Source organism: Klebsiella sp. PCX, assembly GCF_021869705.1.
Lineage (GTDB): Bacteria > Pseudomonadota > Gammaproteobacteria > Enterobacterales > Enterobacteriaceae > Klebsiella > Klebsiella quasipneumoniae.
Window position 1 is genome coordinate 3544292 of the sequence record NZ_CP091527.1, and the last position, 25417, is coordinate 3569708.

Here is a 25417-nt window from a genome sequence, read left to right on the forward strand (position 1 = left end):
AAACAAAGGGGATCCCCAGGCTATTTATTTACCTGTTTTCTTTTTTAAAAAATGAATGGCAAGGGGCGTCCTTCGGTAATAAAACCGCGACCGAGCCAGAGAAAAGATTAATTACAACCTCTTGTTTTACGTCATCATTTACCCACCGTTAAATTTTTGCCAAAAAAAAACCTAAGCACTTGCCGCCACGCATGACGGAAGTGCTTAGGTTTTGCCTGTGTTCAGTAGCAATCCTGAATTGATTGACGGCACATTATCACTTTATTCAACCCATGCCTATCATCAATAGGCATGCAAGTAATAATATGTGAAGCGAATAACAATATGGCGCTTAATAGCGGGCGATCGCCGCCGCTATTTCAGCAGAGGTTTGCAGGGCGCGAATTTCATTAAATAGCGTCAGCGCCTCGGTATATTCCTTGCGTAAATAGCCTAACCATTGCTTAATTCTCGCTACATGATACAGGCCGGTATCGCCCTGCTTTTCCAGACGGGTATATTTTTGCAACAGCTGAACCACCTGCGGCCACGGCATACGCGGTTCGTTGTATTTGATCACCCGGCTGAGGTTCGGCACGTTGAGCGCCCCGCGGCCAATCATCACCGAATCGCAGCCGGTGACGGCCATACAGTCCTGCGCGCTTTGCCAGTCCCAGATCTCGCCGTTGGCGACCACCGGAATAGTCAGACGCTGGCGGATCTCGCCGATGGCCTGCCAGTTGATGCGCTCTGCTTTGTAGCCATCTTCTTTGGTGCGGCCATGGACCACCAGCTCGCTGGCCCCTGCCTGCTGCACCGCGTCGGCGATTTCAAAGCGCCTTTCGCCGCTATCCCAGCCGAGACGCACCTTGACGGTAACCGGTAAATCCGCAGGGACCGCTTCGCGCATGGCTTTCGCGCCGCGATAGATCAGCTCTGGATCTTTCAGTAGCGTCGCCCCACCGCCGCTGCCGTTCACCAGCTTCGACGGACAGCCGCAGTTTAAATCAACGCCCCACGAACCCAGCGCCACCGCGCGGGCGGCGTTTTCCGCCAGCCACTCGGGATATTGTCCCAGCAGCTGGACGCGCACGCGGGTACCGGACGGGGTGCGGCTTTGATGATGCAGTTCCGGGCACAGCCTGTAGAACGATTTGACCGGCAGCAGTTGGTCCACCACGCGCAAAAATTCGGTGATGCACAGATCGTAATCGTTAACCTCGGTCAGCAGCTCGCGCACCAGCGAATCGAGCACGCCTTCCATCGGCGCCAGTAGTACACGCATATCGTTACCCGGAAAAAAAAGAGGCGCTATGGTAGCGCCTCCGGGCGTTGGTTGAAAGCGCTCAATGCGTCCGACCCGGCGCACTCCGGTCCCCGGACGCCCGAGGCGGCAAAACGGCGAGATAATCTCTATGCTTTACAGGGGCCTGTGGCGTCTCATTTACCTTTATTTGCCGCGCCTCGTCCAGCAAGGTAGCGTGGGGAGAGAAACCGTCTAAGCCGCAAGGCTTCGGACTCTGACGGGCGAGACGATGGTTCCCGTAAGCTATCAGCGCTATGCATAGAATTCATGATGTGATCGGTAGCACATTTTAGGGATTAATTGTATGATGAATGAACTTCATCAAGGGTTATTACCATGAGTAAATCGCTGACTATTATCTGGCAGTACCTGCGGGCTTTCGTCCTGATTTACGCCTGCTTGTACGCCGGAATATTTATCGCCGGGCTGCTGCCCATCACCATCCCCGGCAGCATCATTGGCATGCTGATCCTCTTCGTGCTGCTGGCGCTGCAAATCATGCCGCCGCAGTGGGTCAACCCCGGCTGCAATATCCTGATCCGCTATATGGCGCTCCTGTTCGTGCCGATCGGCGTCGGCGTGATGCAGTACTGGGATCTGCTACGCGCCCAGCTTGGGCCTGTCGTTATCTCCTGCGCCATCAGCACGCTGGTGGTGTTTGTGGTGGTGAGCTGGAGTTCCCATCTGGTGCATGGCGAACGTAAAGTGATTGGGCAAAAGGAAAAGAAAAATGATGCATGAAATCTGGTGGTCGCTACCGCTTACCCTGATCGTCTTTTTCCTCGCCCGCAAACTGGCGGCCCGCTTCAAATTCCCGCTGCTCAACCCGCTGCTGGTGGCGATGGTGGTGATCATTCCCTTTCTGCTGCTGACCGGGATCTCCTATGAACGTTATTTTGCCGGCAGCAAGATCCTGAACGATCTGCTGCAGCCGGCGGTGGTCGCGCTGGCCTTCCCGCTATATGAACAGCTGCACCAGATCCGCGCGCGCTGGAAATCGATCATCACCATCTGCTTTATCGGCAGCTGTGTGGCGATGATCACCGGTACCACCGTGGCCCTGCTGATGGGCGCCACGCCGCAAATCGCCGCCTCTGTTCTGCCCAAATCGGTGACCACGCCGATTGCGATGGCGGTGAGCGGCAGTATCGGCGGCATCCCGGCCATCAGCGCCGTGTGCGTGATTTTTGTCGGTATCCTTGGCGCGGTATTCGGCCATACGCTGCTCAACCTGATGCGTATTCGCACCAAAGCATCGCGTGGCCTGTCGATGGGCACCGCCTCGCACGCCCTCGGTACCGCCCGCTGTGCGGAACTGGACTATCAGGAAGGAGCGTTCAGCTCGCTGGCGCTGGTGCTGTGCGGGATCATCACCTCGTTGATGGCGCCATTTTTATTCCCGCTGATCCTCGTGGTGGTGGGATAAATTGTGATTCAAGTCACATTTATTAATGCAACAATGAAAAGTTGCATTAGCAATGGGATGTAAATCACATTTGAAACCCCTTGACGCCCGTACACTGGTTCCCCATTACACTGTTATGAGGCAACGCTATGCACTCACGTTTTCAAGCTGCTTTGACTACCCTGGCAGCAGACCTGCAGGCGGCCATCTCCCCGATGCTCGCCGACCCGCACTTCCCGGCGCTGCTCGAAGCCGATCAGGTGGCGACGCTGCAACAGGCGACAGGTCTGGACGAAGACGCGCTGGCCTTTGCGCTACTGCCGCTGGCCGCCGCCTGCGCGCGCGCCGACCTTTCTCACTTTAACGTCGGGGCTATCGCCCGCGGCGTCAGCGGCCGCTGGTACTTTGGCGGCAACATGGAGTTTCTCGGCGCCACCATGCAGCAGACCGTCCATGCGGAGCAGAGCGCCATCAGCCACGCCTGGCTGCGCGGTGAAACCTCCCTGCGCGCTATCACGGTGAACTACACGCCGTGCGGCCATTGCCGTCAGTTTATGAACGAACTGAACAGCGGACTGGCGCTGCGCATTCATCTGCCCGGTCGCGAAGCCCATGCTCTGCAGCACTATCTGCCGGATGCCTTCGGCCCGAAAGACCTGGAGATCAAAACCCTGCTGATGGACCACCAGGACCACGGCTTCCCGGTCAGCGGCGATGCCCTGACGCAGGCGGCGATTGAGGCCGCTAACCGCTGCCATGCGCCGTACAGCCATTCGCCTTCCGGCGTGGCGCTGGAGCTGAAAGATGGCACCCTTTTCAGCGGCAGCTATGCGGAAAACGCGGCGTTCAACCCGACGCTGCCGCCGCTGCAGGGGGCGCTGAATCTTCTCAGCCTCAACGGCTATGATTATCCGGACATCCAGCGGGCGATCCTGGCGGAGAAAGCCGATGCGGCGCTGATTCAGTGGGACGCCACCGTCGCCACCCTGAAGGCGCTGGGCTGCCACAATATCGAGCGCGTGCTGTTAGGTTAATCCGCCTGCGCAGACGGCCGGATGGCGTCTTCGGCTTATCCGGCCGACCTTTTATACCCTTAGGTGTCGGGTGGCGCTACGCTTACCCGACCTACGGTTCGCGCCATGGCGAGCTGAAGATCCCTATGCCGGGTGTCGGCTCACGCCTTACCCGGCCTGCGTTCGGCGATCTGTCTATATTGCTGAAAATCCCCGCAATCAAACGCGGGTTTCTTGCGCTTACCCGGCGGGTAAAGTAGCCTGAAGACTCCGTTGTCTATTATTGAGCCAAGTTCATGTTAAAGCGTGTGTTCTACAGCCTGTTAGTCCTGCTCGGCCTGCTGCTGTTGACCGTGCTGGGTCTTGACCGTTGGATGAGCTGGAAAACCGCGCCCTATATCTATGACGAGCTGCAGGACCTCCCCTACCGCCAGGTCGGCGTGGTGCTGGGCACTGCTAAATACTACCGCACCGGCGTCATCAATCAGTATTACCGCTACCGCATCCAGGGCGCGCTCAACGCCTACAACAGCGGCAAGGTCAACTATCTGCTGCTGAGCGGGGATAACGCCCTGCAAAGCTACAATGAACCGATGACGATGCGCCGGGACCTGATTAAAGGCGGCGTCGATCCGGCGGATATCGTGCTGGACTATGCCGGTTTCCGCACGCTTGATTCGATCGTCCGCACCCGCAAAGTGTTCGACACCAACGACTTCATTATCATCACCCAGCGCTTCCACTGCGAACGGGCGTTGTTTATCGCCCTGCATATGGGGATCCAGGCCCAGTGCTACGCGGTGCCGTCGCCGAAGGATATGTGGAGCGTGCGGCTGCGCGAATTCGGCGCCCGCTTTGGCGCGCTGGCGGACCTCTACATCTTCAAACGGGAACCGCGCTTCCTTGGCCCTTTAATCCCGATTCCGGCGCAGCAGCACGACGTGCCGGATGACGCCCAGTCCTACCCGGCGGTCACGCCGGAGCAGCTGCTGGAGCTGCAGAAAGAAAAGTAGCCTCCATCATCGCATCCGTTTCAGGTATAAAAAAACCCGCGCCAGGCGCGGGTTTTTACTCAGGCAAAAATTACTTCTTACGGGCGTATTTCAGGGAATCCAGCGCCACGGCGAAGATAATGATCGCCCCCTTAATGATGTACTGCCAGTAAGGGTTGACGCCAATGTAGGTCAGGCCGTAGTTGATCACGGTGAAGATAATTACCCCTGTCACCACGCCGAATACGGTCCCTACCCCGCCGCTGAACGATACACCGCCCACCACGCAGGCGGCGATGGCGTCCAGTTCGTACATAAAGCCGAGGTTATTGGTCGCCGAGCCGATACGACCGGCTTCCAGCAGGCCGCCGAAGGCGTAGAACACCCCGGAGAGGGCATAGATCATCAGCAGGTTCAACGCCACGTTAACCCCGGAGACTTTCGCCGCTTCCGGGTTACCGCCGATAGCGAAAATGTTTTTGCCAAAGCGCGTCTTGTTCCACAGGATCCAGACAAAGAAGACGGCAATCAGCGCGTAGAAGGTAATGTAGGACAGGCGGAACGAGCCCAGCGCCACAAACCCCTGCGCGAAATGGGAGAAGTGACTGTCGAAGCCGGAGATCGGCGACGCGCCCACGAAATCGTAGTACAGCGAGTTAATGCCGTAGACGATGATCATGGTCCCGAGGGTGGTAATAAACGGCGTTACGTTCAGATAGGCAATGACGATCCCGTTAATCAGCCCGATGACCGCCCCGATGGCGCATACCAGCAGGATGACCAGTGGGATCGGCATGGTCGCCATATCCGGGAACACCTTGTTGGCATTATCCACCGCCTGCAGCATGGTCGCGGCAATCACCGCCGCCAGTCCCACCTGACGGCCGGCGGAGAGGTCCGTGCCCTGCGTGACGATCAGTCCGGCCACGCCGAGGGCAATAATAATACGCACCGAGGACTGGGTCAGAATATTACTCAGGTTGAGCAGACTTAAAAATGTCGGATCCTGGAAAATAATAATGGCCAACAGGACCAGAAGGACGACGTATATCCCACCCTCTTTCAGGTAAGTGAGAAAACTCTTTTTATTTAACGCACTCATGTGAAGCCCCTGATCTTAAAGGTGCAATGACGCAAGACGCAGTATTTCGTTTTGCGTGGTGGTTTTAGTCTCAACAATGCCCGCGACCAGGCCGTTGCTCATTACCAGAATGCGGTCGGTAATCCCCAGCAGTTCCGGCATTTCGGAAGAAATAATAATGATCCCTTTATCTTTTTTAGCCAGCTCGGCAATCAGCTGATAGATCTCGAATTTGGCGCCGACGTCGATACCGCGCGTCGGCTCGTCCAGCATCAGGATCTCCGGCTGGGTCAGCAGCCAGCGGCCAATAATGACCTTTTGCTGGTTACCACCGGAAAGCGAACCAATCTGCGTATGCTGGCCGGGGGTTTTAACGCGCATGGAGTCAATCACCCATTGGGTATCGCTCTTCATCCGCGAGTTATCCAGCAAGCCGACGCTGTTTTTATATTTCTTAATATTGGAGATCAGCGAGTTAAAACCGATGTCCAGATAGGCGTAAATTCCGGTGGAGCGCCGCTCCTCGGTTACCAGCGCAAAACCGTGGTTAATCGCCTCATTGGCGCTGTGGTTGTTGATCTTCTTCCCGTGCAGGGTGATGGTGCCGCTGGCCTTCTCACGGATCCCGAACAGGGTCTCCACGATGTCGGTACGCTTCGCGCCCACCAGACCGGCGATACCGAGAATTTCGCCCTTATGCAGGTCGAAGGAGACATCGCGAATGGAGGGCTGGCGCAGGGAGGTGAGATTGCGCACCTGGAGGATGACTTCCCCCGGGGTGTTTTCACGATCCGGGAAGCGCTGATTGAGCGAACGCCCGACCATCATGGCGATGATCTTGTCCATATCCAGCCCTTCCAGCGGCTGGGTAGCGATCCACTGGCCGTCGCGCAGGATGGTAATTTCATCGCACAGCTGGAAAATCTCTTCCATTTTGTGCGAGATATAGACGATACCGCAGCCGCGATCTTTCAGCTTGCGGATGATCTTGAACAGATGGTTGACCTCTTTCTCCGTCAGCGATGACGTCGGCTCGTCCATGATGACGATTTTGGCGTCATAGGAAAACGCCTTCGCGATCTCAATCATCTGCATCTGAGATACCGATAAAGTCCCGACGCGGGCGCGCGGATCGATATCAATATCCAGCTCATCAAAAATAGCCTTGGTATCCCGGTACATTTTGTCCTGATCGACAAACATGCCTTTGGTGGGATAGCGGCCGAGCCACATGTTGTCCATGACCGAACGCTGTAAGACCAGGTTTAATTCCTGATGCACCATCGAAATACCGTTTTCCAGGGCTTCTTTCGCCGAATGGAAATCGATCTCTTTTCCCTGAAAAAGAATGCTGCCGGAATCTTTTTGATAGATCCCAAAAAGGCATTTTAATAATGTCGATTTTCCGGCGCCGTTCTCACCCATTAACGCATGAATGGAGTGCGGACGAACCTTCAGGTTGACATTATCAAGAGCCTTGACGCCAGGAAACGATTTGTTGATGTTGGTCATCTCCAACAAATATTCGCCTGACCGTTCGCTATTATTGCTGACCATAGTTATACCTGGCTGCGTTCATGCACGCCCCGTCCGGCGCAATAACGCCAGCAGGAGTCTGGTTCTGTATCAGGAATAATCGGGCGTGGATAACCCACGCCCGCAACTCACATCACGATTATTTGCCGGTAAACTGGCTCAGGTTGTCTTTATCGACCCCCACGTAGGGGACGCGAACAATCTTGTTGTCAATTTTCCAGTTGGTGCCTGCCGCCGCCTCTTTTCCGTCGGCAAGGTTTTTCGCCAGCTCGAAGGTCGCTTTCGCCTGGTTGTTAGCATCGTTCAGCACGGTACCGGCCATCGCGCCGGATTTCACCAGCGCCAGGGCTTCCGGCAGGGCGTCAACGCCGAACACCGGAATGCTGCTCTTGTTGTGCGCTTTCAGCGCTTCAACCGCACCCATCGCCATGGCGTCATTGTTGGCGATCACCACTTCAATCTTGTTCGCATTCGGGCCGGAGAGCCAGGCGTCCATTTTGTCTTTCGCCTGGGCGGTATCCCACATAGCGGTGTCCATCTGCAGCTGCTGGGTCTTCAGACCTTTATCGTTCAGCTCTTTGATAACGTAGGTGGTACGCGCTTCCGCATCCGGATGGCCCGGCTCGCCTTTCAGCAGGACGTACTGGATCTGGCCGTCTTTATTCAGATCCCAGTTCGGGTTTGCTTTCCAGTGCTTGGCGATCAGATCGCCCTGAATAATCCCGGACTCTTTCGAGTCGGTACCGACGTAGTAAGCCTTGTCATAACTATCCAGCGCTTTACGGGAAGGCTCTTTGTTGAAGAACACCACCGGAATATTCTGCCCGCGCGCTTTTTCGATGACCGTTCCCGCCGCAGCCGGGTCAACCAGGTTGATCGCCAGGGCTTTCACGCCTTTCGCCAGCAGCACGTCAATCTGATCGTTTTGTTTCGACTGGTCATTCTGCGAGTCATTCATCAGCAGCTGGACGTCAGGCGCGGATTTGCCATCTTTTTCAATCGCCTTACGCACCACCGACATAAAGTTGTCGTCATATTTATAAATCGTCACGCCGATACGGGTATCTGCTGCGTGTGCTGCGGCGCCAAATAACAGACCAGCCATTACAGCAGAGAGGGTAAACACCTTCTTATTCATGGAATCTCCGGTTTTATTATGCAGGGTCATTTTTGTGAAAAGTGCGGGCGGGACTTGTTGCATTAGTGTTACCGCACAACGCATTTCACGACGAAAATTCGGTCTTCCGTGTCGGGTAACGCTCCAGGAAAATACGACTCTAATACTCGTTTAACGCCTTGTTCCTAATAGTAAAAGTGAGGATTTCCCATCACCTTGTGGTTCAGACTGGTAAACGCTGCCATCATAATCAGGCGAATGTTAATATACTGTGAATTTACTCACAAATTGAAAGCGGTTACATCCCGCTGCCGCTTCAGTTAGTGATCGGCCCCACAGTTTGCCGCTGGGCAACGGAGTGACGGCGCACCAGGGTCGGCATAAAGCAGTGCGTCGCCTCGCGATCCAGCTTGCCAGCCGCCCCCAGCAGCGCCAGCTCGGTGGCCAGCTTCGCCATCGACATCACCGGATAGCGCACGGTGGTCAGTTGAGGATCGGTGTAACGGGAAATAGGAATATCATCAAAGCCAATCAGCGACAGATGCTGCGGCACGACAATGCCGTTATCCTTTAGCGTTGTCAGCGCGCCGGCCGCCATGCTGTCGTTATAGGCGAACACGGCGGTGAGGCCGAGATTCCGCCCCAGCAGTTCGACCATCGCCGCTTCGCCGCCCTGCATGTCCGGGGAGCCGGACCCGACCCAGCTGTCCGGGGCGATGATGCCCTGCTCCTGCAGCGCTTTGCTCCACCCTTCCCGGCGCATATCGTCGTCTTCAATGCCGTGATTTGAGGAGAGATAGCCGATGCGCTGGTGGCCGTGATTGAGCAGCATGCGGGTAGCCATCAGCGCGCCGCTGACGTTGTCGAGACCCACGCAGCGATGGGCAAAGCCCGGCACGATGCGGTTGATCAGCACCATCCCCGGGATATGTTGCATAAAGTCGCTCAGTTCAGCATCGCTGAGCGCTTTCGAATGGACGATCAGCGCCGAGCAGCGCTGGCGGATCAGCACCTCGATGGCGTGGCGCTCTTTTTCCGCCTCGTGATAGCTGTTGCCGATCAGCACATACTTCTGATGCTGCTGGGCGACAGTATCCACCGCTTTCACCAGCGCGCCGAAGAAGGCATCGGAGACGTCCATCACCACCACGCCGATGGTATCGCTGACCTGGGTGGCCAGCGCCTGGGCATTAGCGTTTGGCCGGTAGCCCAGCTGGGTCACCGCTTTCATCACGACGTCGCGCGTATCCGGACTCACCAGCGCGCTGTTGTTTAGCACCCGCGACACGGTGGCCACGGATACGCCCGCCTGGCGGGCGACATCACGAATGGTGATCATACTCAGCGACCTTAAGAGAATTACAGCACGTCACATTCACCTCCTGTGCTCAGCAAGGAGGCTATTCTGGCAGCGACCCGCGGTCCGCTACGTGAGTGAGGTCACACGGCTGGAAACGTTTACATCCGTTTTGTTAATGATTGTGATCGAGATCGTTATCTGGATGTATCTTTCAATGATGTCCCTGACGCACGCAGGGTTAACTGACGCCACAGCCATTCCACCGGCCCCTGGCGGAAGCGGCGCAGCCAGAGTGATGACAGAAGGAGGTTTACGGCCCAGATGGGGGGAACAAAGGCCAGCAGCTGCAGACGATCGAAGCGCATAAACAGCCCGAGATGATAAAACAGGGTGGTGCAGATCAGGGTCTGCACCAAATAGTTGGTCAGCGCCATGCGTCCAACGCAGGCGATAGCCCCCACCAGGCGGAAACGGCAGAGCTGCGGCCAGTAGCCCCAGGCCAGCGAGGCATAGCCGATAGCCTGCAGCGGGGCGCTCAGTTCACGCGGCGCCTGCAGTAAAAACGCGCACCAGCGATAGTCCCAGGCCAGATACCACTGGGCGACGATGGCCGGCACATTCACCGCCATCCCGGCCGCCACCAGCAGCACGCCGGTGCGCCGATAGTGACGCTGGCTGAACTGCCCTTTCAGCCAGCCGCTGCGCATCAGCGCCGCGCCTATCAGCATCATCCCCGCCAGCTGCCAGCCATACTGCGCGCCGAGCGCCAGCAGATTGTCCGACAGCATATCCGCCCGGTTGCTGACCGCCTCCATGCCGCCGTGTAGCTTCCAGTACTGCTCATACTGCAGATTGGCCGCGTCCGGGACCCAGGAGCGATTGGCTGCGGGTCCGGAGATCATCCCCAGCAGGACCAGCACCGCAATGCCGGTGAGGTAGAGCACCACCCCGGTGTTGAACAGCGATTTGACATGCTGCGCCTCGCGCACCATGCGCCAGCTCACCAGCCCCACCAGGGCGTAGGCCAGCAGAATATCGCCATCCCAGAAGAAAAGACCGTGAATGAAACCAAGCAGCGCCAGCAGGGTCAGGCGCGACTGGATCCAGCGTTTTCCGCGGGGGAGCAGAAGCTGCAGACCGGCGCCAAACAGCAGTGCGAACAGGGTGAGAAATTTCACCTGCGCCAGCAGGTCGAGAAGCGCCCAGGTCCAGGTATCGCTGAGGGTCGCGCTTCCTGACCAGGCCGGATTGAGGTAAGCGGCCTTCGGCAAGCCGAAGGCGCTGATATTGAGAAGCAGGATACCGAGGATGGCGACGCCGCGGACAAAGTCCAGCGTGACATTTCTCTCCATGTACCCTGCTCCGTTTTAGCTGTGGTGACGTACTGCGCGCAGGAATTCCTGGCGGGTATTCTGGCTGGATTTGAACAGGCCACCGAGGGAGGTGGTGGTAGTGGCGCTGGTCGCGTCGCGGATGCCGCGCGCTTTCACGCAGTAATGCACCGCGTCAATGGATACCGCCACGTTGCTGGTGCCGAGCAGCGTCTGCAGCGCGATCAGGATCTGCTGCGTCAGACGCTCCTGGACCTGCGGACGCTGGGCGAAAAACTGCACGATACGGTTGATTTTCGACAGGCCAATCACCGAATCTTTCGGGATATAGGCTACCGTCGCTTTACCATCGATGGTGACGAAATGGTGTTCACAGGTGCTGGTCAGGGTGATATCGCGTACAGTGACCATTTCATCGACCTTCATTTTGTTTTCAATGACGGTGATTTTCGGGAAGCGAGAATAATCCAGTCCGGAGAAGATCTCATCGACATACATTTTGGCGATGCGATGCGGGGTCTCCATCAGACTGTCATCACTCAGATCCAGATTCAGCAGTTGCATAATCTCGGTCATATGACCGGTAATCAAACGCTTGCGTGTTTCGTTATCAATTTCTTGTACTGGCGCACGCATCGGCGTCTCCAGCCCACGAGCGACCAGCGCTTCATGAACGAGGACGGCTTCTTTACTCAGTGATGACATTTGGGTTTCTCCTGCAGGTGTGGCGCTCTTTGCTTTTTCTGGGGGCAAAGTTTGTATTCATTGTGCGTGAGGCGGCGCACAGAATCCAGTAGCCGTAACGATAATTATTGAAATTGGCGCTGCCTTTTATTAAGGCGCGAAGTCTCGCCTCAAGCGCGGCGCCAAATCCCTACCGCCGAATCCGGAATGATCCAACCGCTGTACGCATCCATAAGCGCCATCGCTACACCGGCATGTTGGCTATAAGTTGCATTAATGATGCAGTAAGTTCTCAAAAGGAGAAAGTGAAAGTTGCTCACCGGCTAATGAAATATCTGTATTATGAACGTTTACGCGCACACCCCTTCCGAGGAGCCTTGCATGGAACTGCTTGAAGAGCATCGCTGTTTTGACGGCCGGCAACAACGCTGGCGTCATCACTCCCCTGTCCTGAACTGCGCCATGACGTTCAGCATTTTTTTACCGCCTGAGCGCGAAACGCCGCCGCCGGTGCTGTACTGGCTGTCCGGGCTGACCTGTAACGATGAAAACTTTACCACCAAGGCGGGCGCGCAGCGCATTGCCGCCGAGCTGGGCATCGCGCTGGTGATGCCGGATACCAGCCCGCGCGGTGACGAGGTGGCCAACGACGACAGTTACGATCTGGGGCAAGGCGCCGGCTTCTACCTGAACGCCACCCAGGCGCCCTGGGCGGCGCACTACCGAATGTACGATTACCTGCGCGACGAACTGCCCGCGATTATCCGCAGCGAGTTTAGCATCGGCGACCGCTGCGCCATCAGCGGCCACTCGATGGGCGGTCACGGCGCGCTTATCATGGCGCTCAACAATCCCGGCCGCTACGTCAGCGTCTCCGCCTTCGCGCCGATCGTCAATCCCTCCCAGGTGCCGTGGGGTAAGAAAGCGTTTACCGCCTATCTCGGCGCCGATGAATCGACATGGCACGCCTGGGACAGCTGCGCCCTGATGCAGGCCAGCCAGCCGGCGGACGCTGTGCCAACGCTTATCGATCAGGGCGACAGCGATCCATTCCTTGCCGGACAGTTGCAGCCGGCGGTACTGGCGGAGGTCGCGCGGCAGAAGGCCTGGCCGTTAACGCTGCGCATCCAGCCCGGTTACGACCACAGCTACTACTTCATTGCCTCGTTTATTGAAGACCATCTGCGCTTCCATGCGCAGCATCTCTTTGGCTAAACGCAAATGCGCCGCGAAGCTGCTTCGCGGCGCATGTTCAGGCCTACAGGACGCGTTTTAGCGCCGGCAATCAGAAGCGATAATCCACCGCCATAAAGTAGCGACGGCCCTCTTCGGTATAGCTGTAGTCGTCCCGGCTAAGATCTTTATCGCCCACGTTCTGCACCCCGGAGCGCAGTTTCACATTCTTGGTGACCTGCCACGCCGCGCCGACGTCAAACAGGGTATAGCCGCCCGGCGTTTTGCCGGTGGCGCTCACCGCGCGCTGCTGGCCAGTATAGTTGGCCGTCACGTAGAAGGACCAGTCATCCAGCGGTTTCCAGTCGAGCGTGCCGTTGGCGGTATGGAACGGCAGCGTCTGCAGCGGTTTGTCGCCGCCGTTGCTCAGATCGCGACCATCGTTGTAGGTGTAGTTCACCGTCAGCTTCCACTCATCGCCAAACGGGATCTTCACCTCGGTCTCCACCCCTTTGATGCGCGCTTTGTTGACGTTGAAATAGCGGAAGATCGGCACGCGCTTGCCGTTGACGGTTTTCCAGCCGACAAAGTTCGGGTAGCCCGGCGCTTCGCTGGCGCTGGAGGTGCGCAGAACATCGATCATGTCGTCGACATTATTCTGGAAGGTGGTGATGCTGCCTTCGACATTTTCAAGCCAGCCCTCTTCCCCGCGGTAGTAGAGACCGAGCTCGAAGCTTTCGCTGGTTTCCGGTTTTAGATCCGGGTTACCAACGATGCTGCACGAGCCGCGGCAGGAGTTGGTGGTCCAGTCGGGATTAAGCTGCAGCAGGGACGGGGCTTTAAACGCCGTCGCCCAGCCGCCTTTAACGGTGACGGTATCGGTGGCGTTATACACCAGATAGGCGCGCGGGCTCCAGTGATCGCCATAGGTCTGATGGTCGTCCATACGAATGCCGGTGGTCAGCGCCAGCGGCTCGATGATGCGCCATTCGTCTTCAATAAACAGGGCGTACTGGCTGGCCGACGTTGACTGACCGCCGCTGCTCAGGTTGACCGGATCTTTCAGCTTGTCGTGGCGCCATTCGCCGCCGAAGGTCACCAGCTGGTTAATCATGTCCAGCGGCAGAACGTACTTGCCGTCGATGGCATTGCTTTCCGAAGTGATGGTCCCGTTCTGCCCCGGATTTTTGTTATCCACCTTTTCGCCGTAGAACTTGAGCTCGCTGTTGCCCATATCCCAGCGGCCGTTATGGCTCAGGGAGTAGTTCTCACGCTCAAGGCGGTTGCGGTCAAGGGAATCGGAGTCGCGATCCTGGCGGTCAAAGCCATAGCCCGCGGTGAAATCGTGGCTGTCGTTCGGCGTCCAGGCGAATTCAACATTGCCATCGCGGCTGGTGAAGCCCTCGATGCGCGGCGTTTCGCCGGTGGCATTGCTGGAGGACTGCGGATCGTCCTTGGCGCGTTTCGCCAGGCTGCCGTAGGCCTTCATCCCGAGCACGCCGTCGATCAGCGGGCCGCTGGTGAAGAACTGGCCGTTCCAGGTATCCCCGCGGTCGCGGTGCTCCTGGATGGTGGTATCAGCACTCAGCGTCCCGGTCCATTTCTGGCCGATTTTTTTGGTAATAATGTTGACCACGCCGCCGAGCGCATCGGAGCCGTACAGGGAAGACATCGGGCCGCGCACCACTTCGATACGTTCGATGGCATCCACCGGGATCCAGTTAAGGTCGAAGTCGTTGTGGCGGAAGACGGCGTTCCGCGAGTTGACGCGCTTGCCGTCAACCAGGATCAGGGTATAGCTGCTGCTCAGACCGCGGATGCTGACGCCTTTGCGGTTATCCCCTTCGTTGGTGAGCTGGACCCCGGGCACATCGCGCAGTACGTCTTTCAGGTTCTGGACCGGCTTGCGCTGCAAATCCTGCTGAGTGATGACGCTGATGCTCGCCGGCGCGTCTTTGACGCTCTGTTCAGTCGCCGAGGCGGTCACCACCAGCGTTTCTTCATTCACGTCGGCCAGGGCCGGAAACGCCAACGATACGACGGACGCAGACAATCCCGCCCGGATAAAAGGGTTTAACCTGAACATTCCAAATCTCCATGAGGTGTACAACCAAACAAACAAAAAAGGTGCTGCTCACACGCGCTGGCGGCCTGCCGCTCTGTCGGCGGTAGACTCGCTGTTTTCTTGTCGATGTGGCTGGTCGCCCGATGTCAGTCTGTACACATGGCAGAGACGGGGGAGTGGCTTCATCCGTAATGGTCGGAAATGATAAAGATAATGATTTCTATTATCAATATAATTATGAAGAATTGTGTCAGGCTGTAACTGCGCGGACATAAAAAAAGCCCTCTGTATCAGAGGGCTTATGCTGTATCACCGCCGGGATTAACGCTTAAAGCGGTCCGGGAAGGTCATATCGCTGTAACGAACGAAGCGGGTGCCTTTCGCCAGTTTGTAGCCAAACCAGATGACGAGGAACAGCGGAATACCGATGTAGGTCGCCGCCACACCGCCCCAGTCAATGGTGTCCTTGAGGAACGCTTCATAGTTCTGTCCCAGGGTGATGATGAGGCACAGCACGAAGGCGAAGATCGGCCCCAGCGGGAAGAACCCGGAACGATACGGCAGGTTATTGAGATCGTTACCCTGCAGGACGTAGCCGCGACGGAAACGGTAGTGGCTGATGGCAATCCCCAGCCAGGCGATAAAGCCCGTCATCCCGGAGGTGTTCAGCAGCCACAGGTACACCGTCTGGTTACCGAACATCGAAGTCAGGAAGCACAGCGCCGCGATAACGGTGGTCGCGTACAGGGCGTTGCGCGGCACGCCGCCACGCGACAGCTTCGAGAAGATGCGAGGCGCTTTGCCGTCGCAGGCCAGGGTATACAGCATACGCGTAGAGGCGTACATCCCCGAGTTACCCGCCGACAGAACGGCCGTCAGGATAACGGCGTTCATGATCGCCGCCGCCGACAGCAGACCGGCGTGCTGGAAGACCAGCGTGAACGGGCTGACGGAGATATCTTTAACGTCGTTGCGCAGCAGGCTCGGATCGGTATATGGAATGATCAGGCTGATAATCAGGATCGCGAAGACGTAAAACAGCAGGATACGCCAGAAGACCTGGCGCACCGCGCGCGGAATGTTCTTCTCCGGGTTCTCAGACTCACCGGCGGCAATACCGATAAGCTCGGTGCCCTGGAAGGAGAAGCCGACAATCATCGCCACGCCGATCATCGCCGAGAAGCCGCCGGCAAACGGCGCATCCGCGATCCCCCAGTTGCTCCAGCCGGCAGGCTGCGCCCCTTTGAAGATGCCGACAATCATCATCACGCCGACGATGATAAAGATAATGACGGTGGCCACTTTGATCAGCGAGAACCAGTATTCCGCCTCGCCAAAGCCGCGCACCGAGATCCAGTTCAGCAGGAACATAATGCCGAGGAACAAGGCGCTCCAAATCCAGCCCGGGGTGTCAGGGAACCAGTAGCTCATCACCAGCTGCGAGGCCACCAGATCAACGGCGATCGTTACCGCCCAGTTGTACCAGTAGTTCCAGCCCAGCGCGAAGCCAAAGCCCTCTTCAACATAATTCTGCCCGTAGGTGGCGAAGGAACCGGACACCGGCATAAACGCCGCCAGTTCACCCAGGCTGGTCATCAGGAAATAGACCATCAGACCGATCAGAATATAAGACAGCAGCGCCCCGCCGGGACCTGCTTGCGAAATCGTTGCGCCAGAGGCAACAAAAAGACCCGTACCGATGGAACCGCCGATGGCGATCATGGTCAAGTGGCGCGCCTTCAGTTCACGACGTAGCGTGGGCGCTTCTGTGGTTTTAGTTTCCGAAACCATGTGATAATGCTATCCATCCAAAAAATGAGGCGCGATTGTAGCAGACGATCGGGGTTCCATCCGGTACAAATGCAAAGTTATAAGAGAGCTTCATGATCGACCGCAAATTATTAGTAAAGCACTAACCTGCGGAATTGCCAGCAAATTCCCCCCACCATTATCAGGCGATAAAGCCGGATCGCTACACCTGGCAATACTGCAGAAAACGTTGTAATGCTTTAGAAATATGCTTCTGCCGGTGGTGGATCCGCCATAGCGTGCGCGTCAGCCGGGGCAGCGGCACTTTCAGCTCCGCCAGCGTGCCGGAGGCCAGCTGTTCGGCAATCACCCGCCGCGATAAGCAGCTGATCCCCAGCCCATGGCGTACCGCGTGTTTGATCGCCTCCGAGTTGCCGAGCTCCATCCCCAGATGAAACGCCGGCAGATGCGACAGCAGAACGTAATCGACAATCTCCCGGGTGCCGGATCCATGCTCGCGCAGGATCCACGGCGCCTCGGCCAGTTGCTGCAGGGTCACCTCCCCCGCCAGCAGCGGCGAGTCAGGCGCGGCAAACACCACCAGCTCATCTTCCAGCCACGGCTCGGCAATAATATCGGCGGCATGACACGGCCCCTCGATCAGACCGAAATCCACCCGCAGGTCGGCAACGGCGTTGATCACGTCCAGGCTGTTGCCCACGCTCAGCTCAACCGGTAGATCCGGGAAGTCATGGCGATAGCGGGCGATGATCTCCGGCATAATATAGTTGCCGATGGTGCTGCTGGCGTAGACCCGAATCGCCCCGTTGTCGCCGCGAAACAGCTGCTCGATCTCCAGGGCCCGCTCCAGCAGCGCCAGGGCGCGCGGATAGAGCAGCCGTCCATGCTCATTGACCACCAGCCGCTTGCCGACGCGGTCGAACAGCTGTACGCCGAGCTGCCCTTCCAGATCGGTCAGCGCGGCGCTGACCGCAGATTGCGAAAGCGCCAGCATCTGTGACGCCTGAGTGGTCGACCCACTCTTGTGGACTTCGGCGAACACTTCCAGCTGCCGCAGCGTAATATGCATAACCCACCCGTTGAGTAATCCAGTCTGAATAACCTTTCTTACTATGGTGACACAAATCGAGGCGGCTGATGGAAGGAAAATCCCCTTACGTCACAAAATCATCGTCTTGCTGACAAGAACAGCTCGCCTCCGCGCCTCACTCCCCTGCCCCATTGTCACCGGCAAAGCGGTCATTAACCACTTATTACGATTGATTATAAACATATAATCAATTTTATATTTAATCCCGCGCGGCGTAACCTTTAGGCAGACAAAGGAGAAGGTTATGACAGCACTCACTTTACCCACCAAACATCGTTCCCTGTGGCATTTTGTCCCAGGCCTGGCGCTGACCGCCGCCCTGACCGGCGCCGCCCTGTGGGCCGGTAGCTTTCCGGCCATTGCCGGGGCGGGCTTCAGCGCCCTGACCCTCGCTATCCTGTTCGGGATGGTCGTCGGTAACACGGTCTATCCGAAAATCTGGCAACCCTGCGACGGCGGGGTGATCTTCGCCAAACAGCATCTGCTGCGCCTGGGGATCATCCTCTACGGCTTCCGCCTGACGTTCGCCCAGATTGCCGACGTCGGCGTGAGCGGTATTTTGATTGACGTTCTGACGCTCTCCAGCACCTTTTTCATCGCCTGCTTCCTGGGCCAGAAAGTGTTTGGGCTCGATAAGCACACCAGCTGGCTGATCGGCGCCGGCAGCAGCATCTGCGGCGCTGCAGCTGTGCTCGCCAGCGAGCCGGTGGTCAAAGCCGAAGCCAGTAAAGTGACCGTCGCCGTCGCCACGGTGGTGATCTTCGGTACCATCGCCATCTTCCTCTACCCGGCGATGTACCCGCTGCTGGCGCACTGGTTTACCCCGGAGACCTACGGGATCTATATGGGTTCCACCATGCATGAAGTGGCGCAGGTCGTCGCCGCCGGCCATGCGGTCAGCCCGGATGCGGAGAATGCCGCGGTTATCGCTAAAATGCTGCGCGTGATGATGCTGGCCCCGTTCCTGCTGTTCCTGGCGGCGCGTGTTAAACAGCTGACCCCGGCGGGTAACGGCGAGAAAAGCAAAATCACCATTCCGTGGTTTGCCATTATGTTCATCCTGGTGGCAGTGTTTAACTCCTTCCATCTGCTGCCGAAAGCGGTAGTGGATATGCTGGTGACGCTGGATACCGTCCTGCTGGCGATGGCCATGGCCGCTCTTGGGGTGACCACTCACGTCAGCGCGCTGAAAAAAGCCGGGGCGAAACCGCTGCTGATGGCGCTGATGCTGTTCGTCTGGTTGATTGTCGGCGGTGGGGCCATTAACGTCGCGATCCACAGCCTGATGGCATAAAGCACTACATCTTTCTCCAGTTAAGCCGCTATCATTACCCACCCCCCAGCGGCTTTAACTGGAGTTTTTTTATGAAATACGTAGGAGCGCACGTGAGCGCCTCAGGTGGACTGGCCAATGCCGCCATTCGCGCCGCCGAAATCGAAGCAACCGCCTTCGCCCTCTTCACCAAAAATCAGCGCCAGTGGCGCGCCGCGCCGCTCAGCGACGAGACCATCGCCGAATTCAAAGCCGCCTGTGAAAAGTATCACTTTGGCCCCGGGCAGATCCTGCCGCACGACAGCTACCTGATTAACCTCGGCCATCCGGTGGAAGAAGCGCTGGAAAAATCCCGTGATGCCTTCATCGATGAGATGACCCGCTGCCAGCAGCTGGGGCTGACGCTGCTCAACTTCCACCCCGGCAGCCATCTGCAGCAGATCCCGGAGGAGGAGTGCCTGGCGCGCATCGCCGAATCGATCAATATCGCGCTGGCCAAGACCGAAGGCGTCACCGCCGTGATCGAAAACACCGCCGGCCAGGGCAGCAACCTCGGCTTTAAGTTCGAGCATCTCGCGGCCATCATCGACGGCGTGGAAGATAAATCCCGCGTCGGCGTCTGCATCGATACCTGCCACGCCTTCGCCGCCGGCTACGACCTGCGCAGCGCCGAAGCCTGCGAGAAGACCTTTGCCGACTTCGAGCGTATCGTCGGCTTTCAGTATCTGCGCGGCATGCACCTCAACGATGCCAAGAGCGCCTTTGGCAGCCGGGTTGACCGTCACCATAGTCTGGGGGAAGGCAACATCGGCCACGACTGCTTCAGCTGGATCATGCAGGACAGCCGCTTCGACGGCATTCCGCTGATTCTGGAAACCATCAACCCGGATATCTGGGCGGAAGAGATAGCCTGGCTGCGGGCGCAGCAGATCGCCGAAGTGGCGTAAACAGAGACATAAAAAAAGGGCCGAACAGTCGGCCCTTTTTATTGCGGAGAGATTATGCCGCTTTTTCGACTTCCGCTACCTGCGCTTCCGGGCGTTTCAGCACCGCGTAGGAGAGGCCCGCCACCAGCGTCCCGGCGACAATCGCCAGCAGGTAGCCCAGCACTGGCGTAATCGCCCCCGGGATCAGCAGAACAAACAGCCCGCCGTGCGGCGCCATCAGTTTTGCGCCAATTGCCATCGAGATAGCGCCGGTTACCGCGCCGCCGACGATACAGCAAGGCAGCACGCGCATCGGGTCACGGGCGGCAAAAGGAATCGCCCCTTCAGAGATAAAGCACAGGCCAAGAACCAGCGCGGCTTTGCCCCCTTCCCGCTGCCCTTTGTCGAACTTATTGCGGGCAACCAGCGTCGCGACACCCATCGCCAGCGGAGGCACCATACCGGCCGCCATGATCGCCGCCATCGGCGCGTATGTCTGGGTACTCAGCAGGCCAACGCCGAAGGCATAGGCCGCTTTGTTCACCGGGCCGCCCATGTCGGTACACATCATCGCGCCGAGGATCGCGCCCAGCAGAACCGCGTTGGCGGTGCCCATGGTTTGCAGCCAGTGGGTCAGCCAGGCGAGGATACCGGCGACCGGTTTACCGATCAGGTAGATCATCGCCAGGCCCACGATCAGGCTGGAAACCAGCGGAATGATCAGGATTGGCTTCAGCGCTTCCATACTCTGCGGCAGTTTCAGCTTAGTGCTGATGGCTTTCGCCACGTAACCGGCAAGGAAACCGGCGATGATCCCGCCGATAAAGCCGGAGCCGCCGCTGACCGCCAGCATACCGCCGATAAGACCCGGGGTCAGACCCGGACGGTCGGCAATAGAGAAGGCGATAAAGCCCGCCAGCACCGGCACCATCAGCGCGAAGGCCGAGCCGCCGCCGATTTGCATCAGCGCCGCCGCCAGGGTGTCTTTTACTTCAAACGCTTTGATCCCGAAAGCAAAGGAGAGCGCGATACACAGGCCGCCCGCCACCACCATCGGCAGCATGTAGGAGACGCCGGTCAGCAGGTGGCGGTAGGCGCCCGCCGACTCTTTTTTACCTTCGCCAGCAGCCTGAGGTTTCCCGGAAGGCTGGTACGGTTTGGCTTCCACCACCGCTTTGTCCAGCTCCTGGGCGGTTTTCTTCAGCGCCAGACCGGTGGTAGTGCGATACATCGGCTTGCCGGCGAATTTCGCCAGGTCGACTTCGATATCAGCGGCGACGATCACTAGATCCGCCTCGGCCACCTCTTCCGGGGTGATAGCATTGCCCGCGCCGACGGAGCCGCGAGTTTCCACTTTCACCCACCATCCGCGTTTTTTCGCTTCGGTTTCAATGGCTTCAGCGGCCATAAAGGTATGGGCAACGCCGGTCGGACAGGCGGTGACCGCGACAATACGTTTCGGTCCGCTGGTGGCCGCCGGGACTGCCGCGGCGGCAGGCGCCGCGTACGGCGTCGCATGGCCCTTGGCTTCGCTCAGGAACAGCTCCGGGTGCGCCACGGCGCGATTAATATCGCCGAGGAAAACCTGTTTGCCGTTCAGCGCGCTGTCAGTGGGCAGCGCCGACCCGAGAACAATCACCAGTTCGGCGTCGTTGGGGTTATCAATCAGTTCAAGGTGCGCTTTTGGCGCGGCGGCGCCCAGCAGGGTTTTCGCCATATAGGCGCGCGCCTGTCCGAGTCCGGCATCAATAATCAGCAGCGTTTTCATTATGCCTCTCCTGCTGTCAATTAAAGGGTTGTAAGTCGACGCGCGCCATCATCGCGGCCAACTGGGTACGGTCGGTGATCCCTACATTGCTCTGGCTGACGGCCAGGGCAGCGACAGCGGTCGCCAGGCGCAGGGTATGCTCGCTGGATTCACGCATCAGCAGGCCGTAAATCAGGCCGCCGACCATCGAATCGCCGGCGCCAACGGTGCTGACCACTTCGACTGAAGGCGGTTTGGCAATCCACTCGCCGGAGGCGTTCACCCACAGCGCGCCCTCTTCGCCCAGGGAAATCACTACGTGAGCGATCCCCTGCTCGCGCAGCGCATGGGCGGCGTCGATAACGTCTTTCATCTCCGGCAGCTTACGGCCAGCCCAGATTTCCAGCTCGCGACGGTTCGGTTTCACCAGCCACGGCGCCGCTTTCAGTCCGGCAACCAGCGCTTCGCGGCTGCTGTCGAAAATGATGCACGGGCACTGGCTGCGCAAACGGGTCATCCAGTCGGTAAAGGCCTCCGGGCTGACGCCGGACGGCAGACTGCCGCTGACGCAGACCATATCGAACTGCCCGAGCCAGCTCAGGGAGTCGTTGACGAAGCGTTCCCAGTCGCCCGGGGTCACTTCGAAGCCGGAGAAGTTGAAATCGGTCACTTCGCCATCTTTTTCCGTCAGCTTAACGTTGATGCGGGTCCGGCCCTGCACCACCTGGAAACGGTTGGCGATCCCCAGCTCGCTGAACAGCTGCTGAAAGCCATCCTGGTTGTCTTTCCCCAGGAAGCCGCCGACGGTGACGTCAATGCCAAGATCTTTCAGCACTTTCGCCACGTTGATGCCTTTCCCGGCGGCGTGCAGGCCGGTGGTACGCACCAGGTTCACTTCACCGCGCTCGATCTCCGGGGTGAAGCCCACCAGATCGTACGCCGGGTTTAAAGTAATGGTTGCTACACGTCTGCTCATTTATGCGCCCTCCCCAAGGCCTGCGGCGATCGCTTCGCCAATCGCATCCAGCGCTTGTTGCGCATCTTCACCCTGCGCGGTAAAGCGCAGACGGTGACCTTTTTTCACACCCAGCGCCACGACCTTCATCAGGCTACGACCGTTGGCCGGCTTGCCGGAACCGTCGAGGTTAGTGACGGTGACGTCGCTGGAAAATTGTTTAATGGTGTTGACCAGCATGGTGCCCGGACGGGCATGCAGGCCATGCTCATTGCGCACCACAAATTCGGCGCTCAGCACATCTTCGGCAATCGCGTCGTCGCTGGTCAGCAGCGCCAGCACGGTGGCGGCGTCGGCTTTCAGCAGATGGTCAGCTTTCTTGTCCAGCAGCAGCTTGCTCAGGCGGTTCAGCACCGCGGTTGGCTGCTCGTCGGTCATCGCCACCGTGACCAGCAGGGAAACCGGCTGATCGTCGCGGGTGAAGGCGGTGGCGGCGCGGCTGACCGCCACGGCGCTGCGCAGATTGCCTTCAGCGCTGTCGTTCAGCCAGATGCCCTGACCGAGGTTCAGCGGCGTATCGTTAATGACGTGGCTAACGAAGGCGGAATCCACCGCGCCTGCTTCTTTCAGACGCGCGGCGTTCAGCGCCTGCAGGGTCAGCAGATCGCTGGCCGCGACGTCGAGACTGAGGGTCTCGTTATCCAGCTTCAGCGCTTCGCTCTGTTTCTCTCCCATCAGCAGCGCACGCAGCTCTTCCGCGGTGGTGGCGGACTGCAGCTGGGCGGCGACGGCGTCATCGCTCAACACGTGGGTCAGTTGACGCAGCAGGCCGAGGTGTTCATCTGAGCTGGCGGCAATCCCGATCGCCACATAGGCGGTCTGCCCTTCGCCCCAGGTGACGCCCTGCGGGAACTGAAACACCTGAACGCCGGTCTTCAGCACCTGATCACGCGTATCCGTCGTGCCGTGCGGGATCGCGATCCCGTTGCCGAGGAAGGTCGAGGTCTGCTGCTCGCGTGCCAGCATGCCGTTCACGTAGCCATCGGCCACGTTGCCGGCGCTGACCAGCGCGGCGGCGACCTGCCGGATGGCCTCTTCTTTATTACCGGCCTGCTGGCCGGGATGAATATCCTGCACAGATAACTGGAACATGGTTCTCCTCTCCTGCTGAATTGAATCGTTTCAGCTAACTTGAGAAAAAAGGCGCCATCTGACGGTGAACGATATGTCGAATGACGCTGAAACGTTTCAAGAATTTTGTACCTTTCTTGCTCAATGCGCAAGGTACGTCAGCGACTTGATTGCAGAACTTAGAGGTACTGCACACTTTTGCTGAAGCCCTGGCGCCTGGCTGGGGTAAGCGTCAGCTTTTTGCTGAACCTTGTATTTTGAAACGCCTTTTTAATTATTCGTGCCATACTACTGTTTATTTTCAGCCAGCAGGCGTAAACTCCGCGCCGTCTCCTGAAACTACAGAAAACCAAACACATGGAAAACCGAAGCGCCGCCCTTCCCCGACGCGGGTTCGATGTCACCTCTTCCGCCTTCCTTATCGTCGCCTTTCTGACGGGCATTGCCGGGGCGTTGCAGACGCCGACCCTGAGCCTGTTTCTGACCAATGAAGTACACGTCCGCCCGGCGATGGTGGGTTTCTTTTTTACCGGCAGCGCCGTCATAGGCATTCTGGTCAGCCAGTTCCTCGCCGGACGTTCTGACCGTCAGGGCGACCGCAAGCAGCTGATTGTCGTCTGCTGCCTGCTGGGAGTGCTGGCCTGCGTGCTGTTTGCCTGGAACCGGAACTACTTCATTTTGCTGTTCGTCGGCGTCTTCCTCAGCAGCTTTGGTTCGACCGCCAACCCACAGATGTTCGCCCTCGCGCGCGAGCATGCCGACAAAACCGGCCGCGAAGCGGTAATGTTCAGCTCCATTTTGCGCGCCCAGGTTTCCCTGGCATGGGTGATTGGTCCCCCGCTGGCCTATGCGCTGGCCATGGGGTTTGGCTTTACCGCGATGTACCTCAGCGCCGCGGCGGCGTTTATCGTCTGCGGGATTATGGTCTGGCTGTTCTTGCCCAGCATGCGCAAAGCGAAGGCGGTGGCGACCGGCCGGCTGGAAGCCCCGCGCACGCACCGCCGCGATGCGCTGTTGCTGTTCAGCATCTGCACGCTGATGTGGGGCACGAACAGCCTGTACATCATTAATATGCCGCTGTTTATCATTAACGAGCTGCATCTGCCGGAGAAGCTGGCCGGCCTGATGATGGGTACCGCCGCCGGGCTGGAAATCCCCACCATGCTGATTGCCGGTTACTATGCCCGGCGCTTCGGTAAACGCTTTCTGATGCGCCTCTCCGCGGTGGCTGGGGTGCTGTTTTATGTGGGTATGCTGACGGTGCATACGCCGGGGCTGCTGCTGGCGATGCAGGTGCTGAACGCCATCTATATTGGGATCCTCGCCGGGATTGGCATGCTTTATTTCCAGGATTTGATGCCCGGGCAGGCAGGCGCTGCCACCACCCTCTACACCAATACCACCCGCGTCGGTTGGATCATCGCCGGCTCACTGGCGGGCGTGGTGGCAGAGATCTGGAGCTATCATGCGGTGTTCTGGATTGCGCTGGTCATGGGGATCGCCACGCAGGCCTGCCTGTGGCGGATCAGGGACGTCTAGATAA

General features: G+C 58.3%; 21 protein-coding genes. 8 read left to right on the top strand and 13 right to left on the bottom strand.

What is annotated here, in order from left to right; genetic code table 11:
- Positions 1 to 331 precede the first annotated feature (331 nt).
- The gene (dusC, locus tag GQR96_RS16850) at positions 332 to 1264 is read right to left on the bottom strand and encodes a tRNA dihydrouridine(16) synthase DusC (protein WP_004201619.1); all 933 of its coding nucleotides are present in this window, start codon (positions 1262 to 1264) and stop codon (positions 332 to 334) included.
- Between the two features lie 357 nt (positions 1265 to 1621).
- Here dusC and GQR96_RS16855 point away from each other — a divergent pair, with 357 nt between their 5' ends.
- The 4 genes from GQR96_RS16855 to sanA all read left to right on the top strand — a co-directional run bounded on the left by GQR96_RS16855 (position 1622) and on the right by sanA (position 4716).
- Complete coding sequence (locus tag GQR96_RS16855) at positions 1622 to 2026, top strand: CidA/LrgA family protein (RefSeq protein WP_004201620.1); 405 nt, start codon at positions 1622 to 1624, stop codon at positions 2024 to 2026.
- On the top strand, positions 2016 to 2711 hold the full coding sequence (locus GQR96_RS16860) for a CidB/LrgB family autolysis modulator (RefSeq protein WP_069734078.1): 696 nt from the start codon (positions 2016 to 2018) through the stop codon (positions 2709 to 2711). Before GQR96_RS16855 ends, GQR96_RS16860 begins: the two co-directional genes overlap by 11 nt.
- 128 nt (positions 2712 to 2839) lie before the next feature.
- Positions 2840 to 3724: a cytidine deaminase gene (gene cdd, locus GQR96_RS16865; RefSeq protein WP_004201623.1), complete on the top strand. Its 885-nt coding sequence runs from the start codon at positions 2840 to 2842 to the stop codon at positions 3722 to 3724.
- 275 nt (positions 3725 to 3999) lie between these two features.
- Complete coding sequence (gene sanA / locus GQR96_RS16870) at positions 4000 to 4716, top strand: outer membrane permeability protein SanA (RefSeq protein ID WP_004201624.1); 717 nt, start codon at positions 4000 to 4002, stop codon at positions 4714 to 4716.
- A gap of 70 nt (positions 4717 to 4786) precedes the next feature.
- On the opposite strand, the gene mglC is transcribed toward sanA, so the two are convergent.
- The 6 genes from mglC to folE form a co-directional block, all read right to left on the bottom strand.
- The gene (mglC, locus tag GQR96_RS16875; RefSeq protein WP_002912871.1) at positions 4787 to 5797 is read right to left on the bottom strand and encodes a galactose/methyl galactoside ABC transporter permease MglC; all 1011 of its coding nucleotides are present in this window, start codon (positions 5795 to 5797) and stop codon (positions 4787 to 4789) included.
- Positions 5798 to 5812: 15 nt separating this feature from the next.
- A complete protein-coding gene (gene mglA, locus GQR96_RS16880; protein ID WP_004201625.1) occupies positions 5813 to 7333 on the bottom strand; it encodes a galactose/methyl galactoside ABC transporter ATP-binding protein MglA in 1521 nt (506 codons plus the stop codon).
- A gap of 118 nt (positions 7334 to 7451) precedes the next feature.
- The gene (gene mglB, locus GQR96_RS16885) at positions 7452 to 8450 is read right to left on the bottom strand and encodes a galactose/glucose ABC transporter substrate-binding protein MglB (RefSeq protein ID WP_004201626.1); all 999 of its coding nucleotides are present in this window, start codon (positions 8448 to 8450) and stop codon (positions 7452 to 7454) included.
- A 295-nt stretch (positions 8451 to 8745) separates the two neighbouring features.
- On the bottom strand, positions 8746 to 9768 hold the full coding sequence (gene galS, locus GQR96_RS16890; RefSeq protein ID WP_017899327.1) for an HTH-type transcriptional regulator GalS: 1023 nt from the start codon (positions 9766 to 9768) through the stop codon (positions 8746 to 8748).
- A 155-nt stretch (positions 9769 to 9923) separates the two neighbouring features.
- Positions 9924 to 11081 (bottom strand): DUF418 domain-containing protein YeiB, encoded by a 1158-nt coding sequence (gene yeiB / locus GQR96_RS16895; RefSeq protein WP_069734077.1) that lies wholly within the window; start codon positions 11079 to 11081, stop codon positions 9924 to 9926.
- Positions 11082 to 11096: 15 nt separating this feature from the next.
- Entirely contained in the window at positions 11097 to 11765 is a 669-nt protein-coding gene (gene folE / locus GQR96_RS16900; protein ID WP_004201633.1) for a GTP cyclohydrolase I FolE, read from the bottom strand.
- A 360-nt stretch (positions 11766 to 12125) separates the two neighbouring features.
- Between folE and fghA the strand changes: the two genes are divergently transcribed.
- Complete coding sequence (fghA, locus tag GQR96_RS16905) at positions 12126 to 12959, top strand: S-formylglutathione hydrolase (protein WP_004201634.1); 834 nt, start codon at positions 12126 to 12128, stop codon at positions 12957 to 12959.
- Positions 12960 to 13029: 70 nt separating this feature from the next.
- On the opposite strand, the gene cirA is transcribed toward fghA, so the two are convergent.
- From cirA to yieE, 3 genes are all read right to left on the bottom strand, one after another.
- The gene (gene cirA, locus GQR96_RS16910) at positions 13030 to 15003 is read right to left on the bottom strand and encodes a catecholate siderophore receptor CirA (RefSeq protein WP_023318747.1); all 1974 of its coding nucleotides are present in this window, start codon (positions 15001 to 15003) and stop codon (positions 13030 to 13032) included.
- Between the two features lie 300 nt (positions 15004 to 15303).
- Entirely contained in the window at positions 15304 to 16773 is a 1470-nt protein-coding gene (locus tag GQR96_RS16915) for an amino acid permease (protein WP_004201637.1), read from the bottom strand.
- A 181-nt stretch (positions 16774 to 16954) separates the two neighbouring features.
- Positions 16955 to 17821, bottom strand: a complete 867-nt coding sequence (yieE, locus tag GQR96_RS16920; RefSeq protein WP_004201638.1) for a DNA-binding transcriptional regulator YeiE — start codon at positions 17819 to 17821, stop codon at positions 16955 to 16957.
- Positions 17822 to 18086: 265 nt separating this feature from the next.
- On the opposite strand from yieE, the gene GQR96_RS16925 reads away from it, so the two are divergent.
- Together GQR96_RS16925 and nfo are read left to right on the top strand one after the other, a co-directional pair.
- Complete coding sequence (locus GQR96_RS16925) at positions 18087 to 19136, top strand: YeiH family protein (RefSeq protein ID WP_004201639.1); 1050 nt, start codon at positions 18087 to 18089, stop codon at positions 19134 to 19136.
- A gap of 71 nt (positions 19137 to 19207) precedes the next feature.
- Positions 19208 to 20062 carry a deoxyribonuclease IV gene (nfo, locus tag GQR96_RS16930; protein ID WP_049004215.1) on the top strand — a complete coding sequence of 285 codons (855 nt, stop codon included), beginning with the start codon at positions 19208 to 19210 and terminating at the stop codon, positions 20060 to 20062.
- Between the two features lie 52 nt (positions 20063 to 20114).
- On the opposite strand, the gene fruA is transcribed toward nfo, so the two are convergent.
- Genes fruA through fruB form a run of 3 tightly spaced genes read right to left on the bottom strand, consistent with a single transcriptional unit; the run spans position 20115 to position 23895 of the window.
- Positions 20115 to 21809, bottom strand: coding sequence for a PTS fructose transporter subunit IIBC (fruA, locus tag GQR96_RS16935; RefSeq protein WP_004201641.1), 1695 nt, complete (start codon positions 21807 to 21809; stop codon positions 20115 to 20117).
- Between the two features lie 16 nt (positions 21810 to 21825).
- Positions 21826 to 22764: a 1-phosphofructokinase gene (gene fruK, locus GQR96_RS16940; RefSeq protein ID WP_002912941.1), complete on the bottom strand. Its 939-nt coding sequence runs from the start codon at positions 22762 to 22764 to the stop codon at positions 21826 to 21828.
- The gene (gene fruB / locus GQR96_RS16945) at positions 22765 to 23895 is read right to left on the bottom strand and encodes a fused PTS fructose transporter subunit IIA/HPr protein (protein WP_004201642.1); all 1131 of its coding nucleotides are present in this window, start codon (positions 23893 to 23895) and stop codon (positions 22765 to 22767) included.
- Positions 23896 to 24231: 336 nt separating this feature from the next.
- Here fruB and setB point away from each other — a divergent pair, with 336 nt between their 5' ends.
- Complete coding sequence (gene setB / locus GQR96_RS16950; RefSeq protein WP_048325162.1) at positions 24232 to 25413, top strand: sugar efflux transporter SetB; 1182 nt, start codon at positions 24232 to 24234, stop codon at positions 25411 to 25413.
- Positions 25414 to 25417 lie beyond the last annotated feature (4 nt).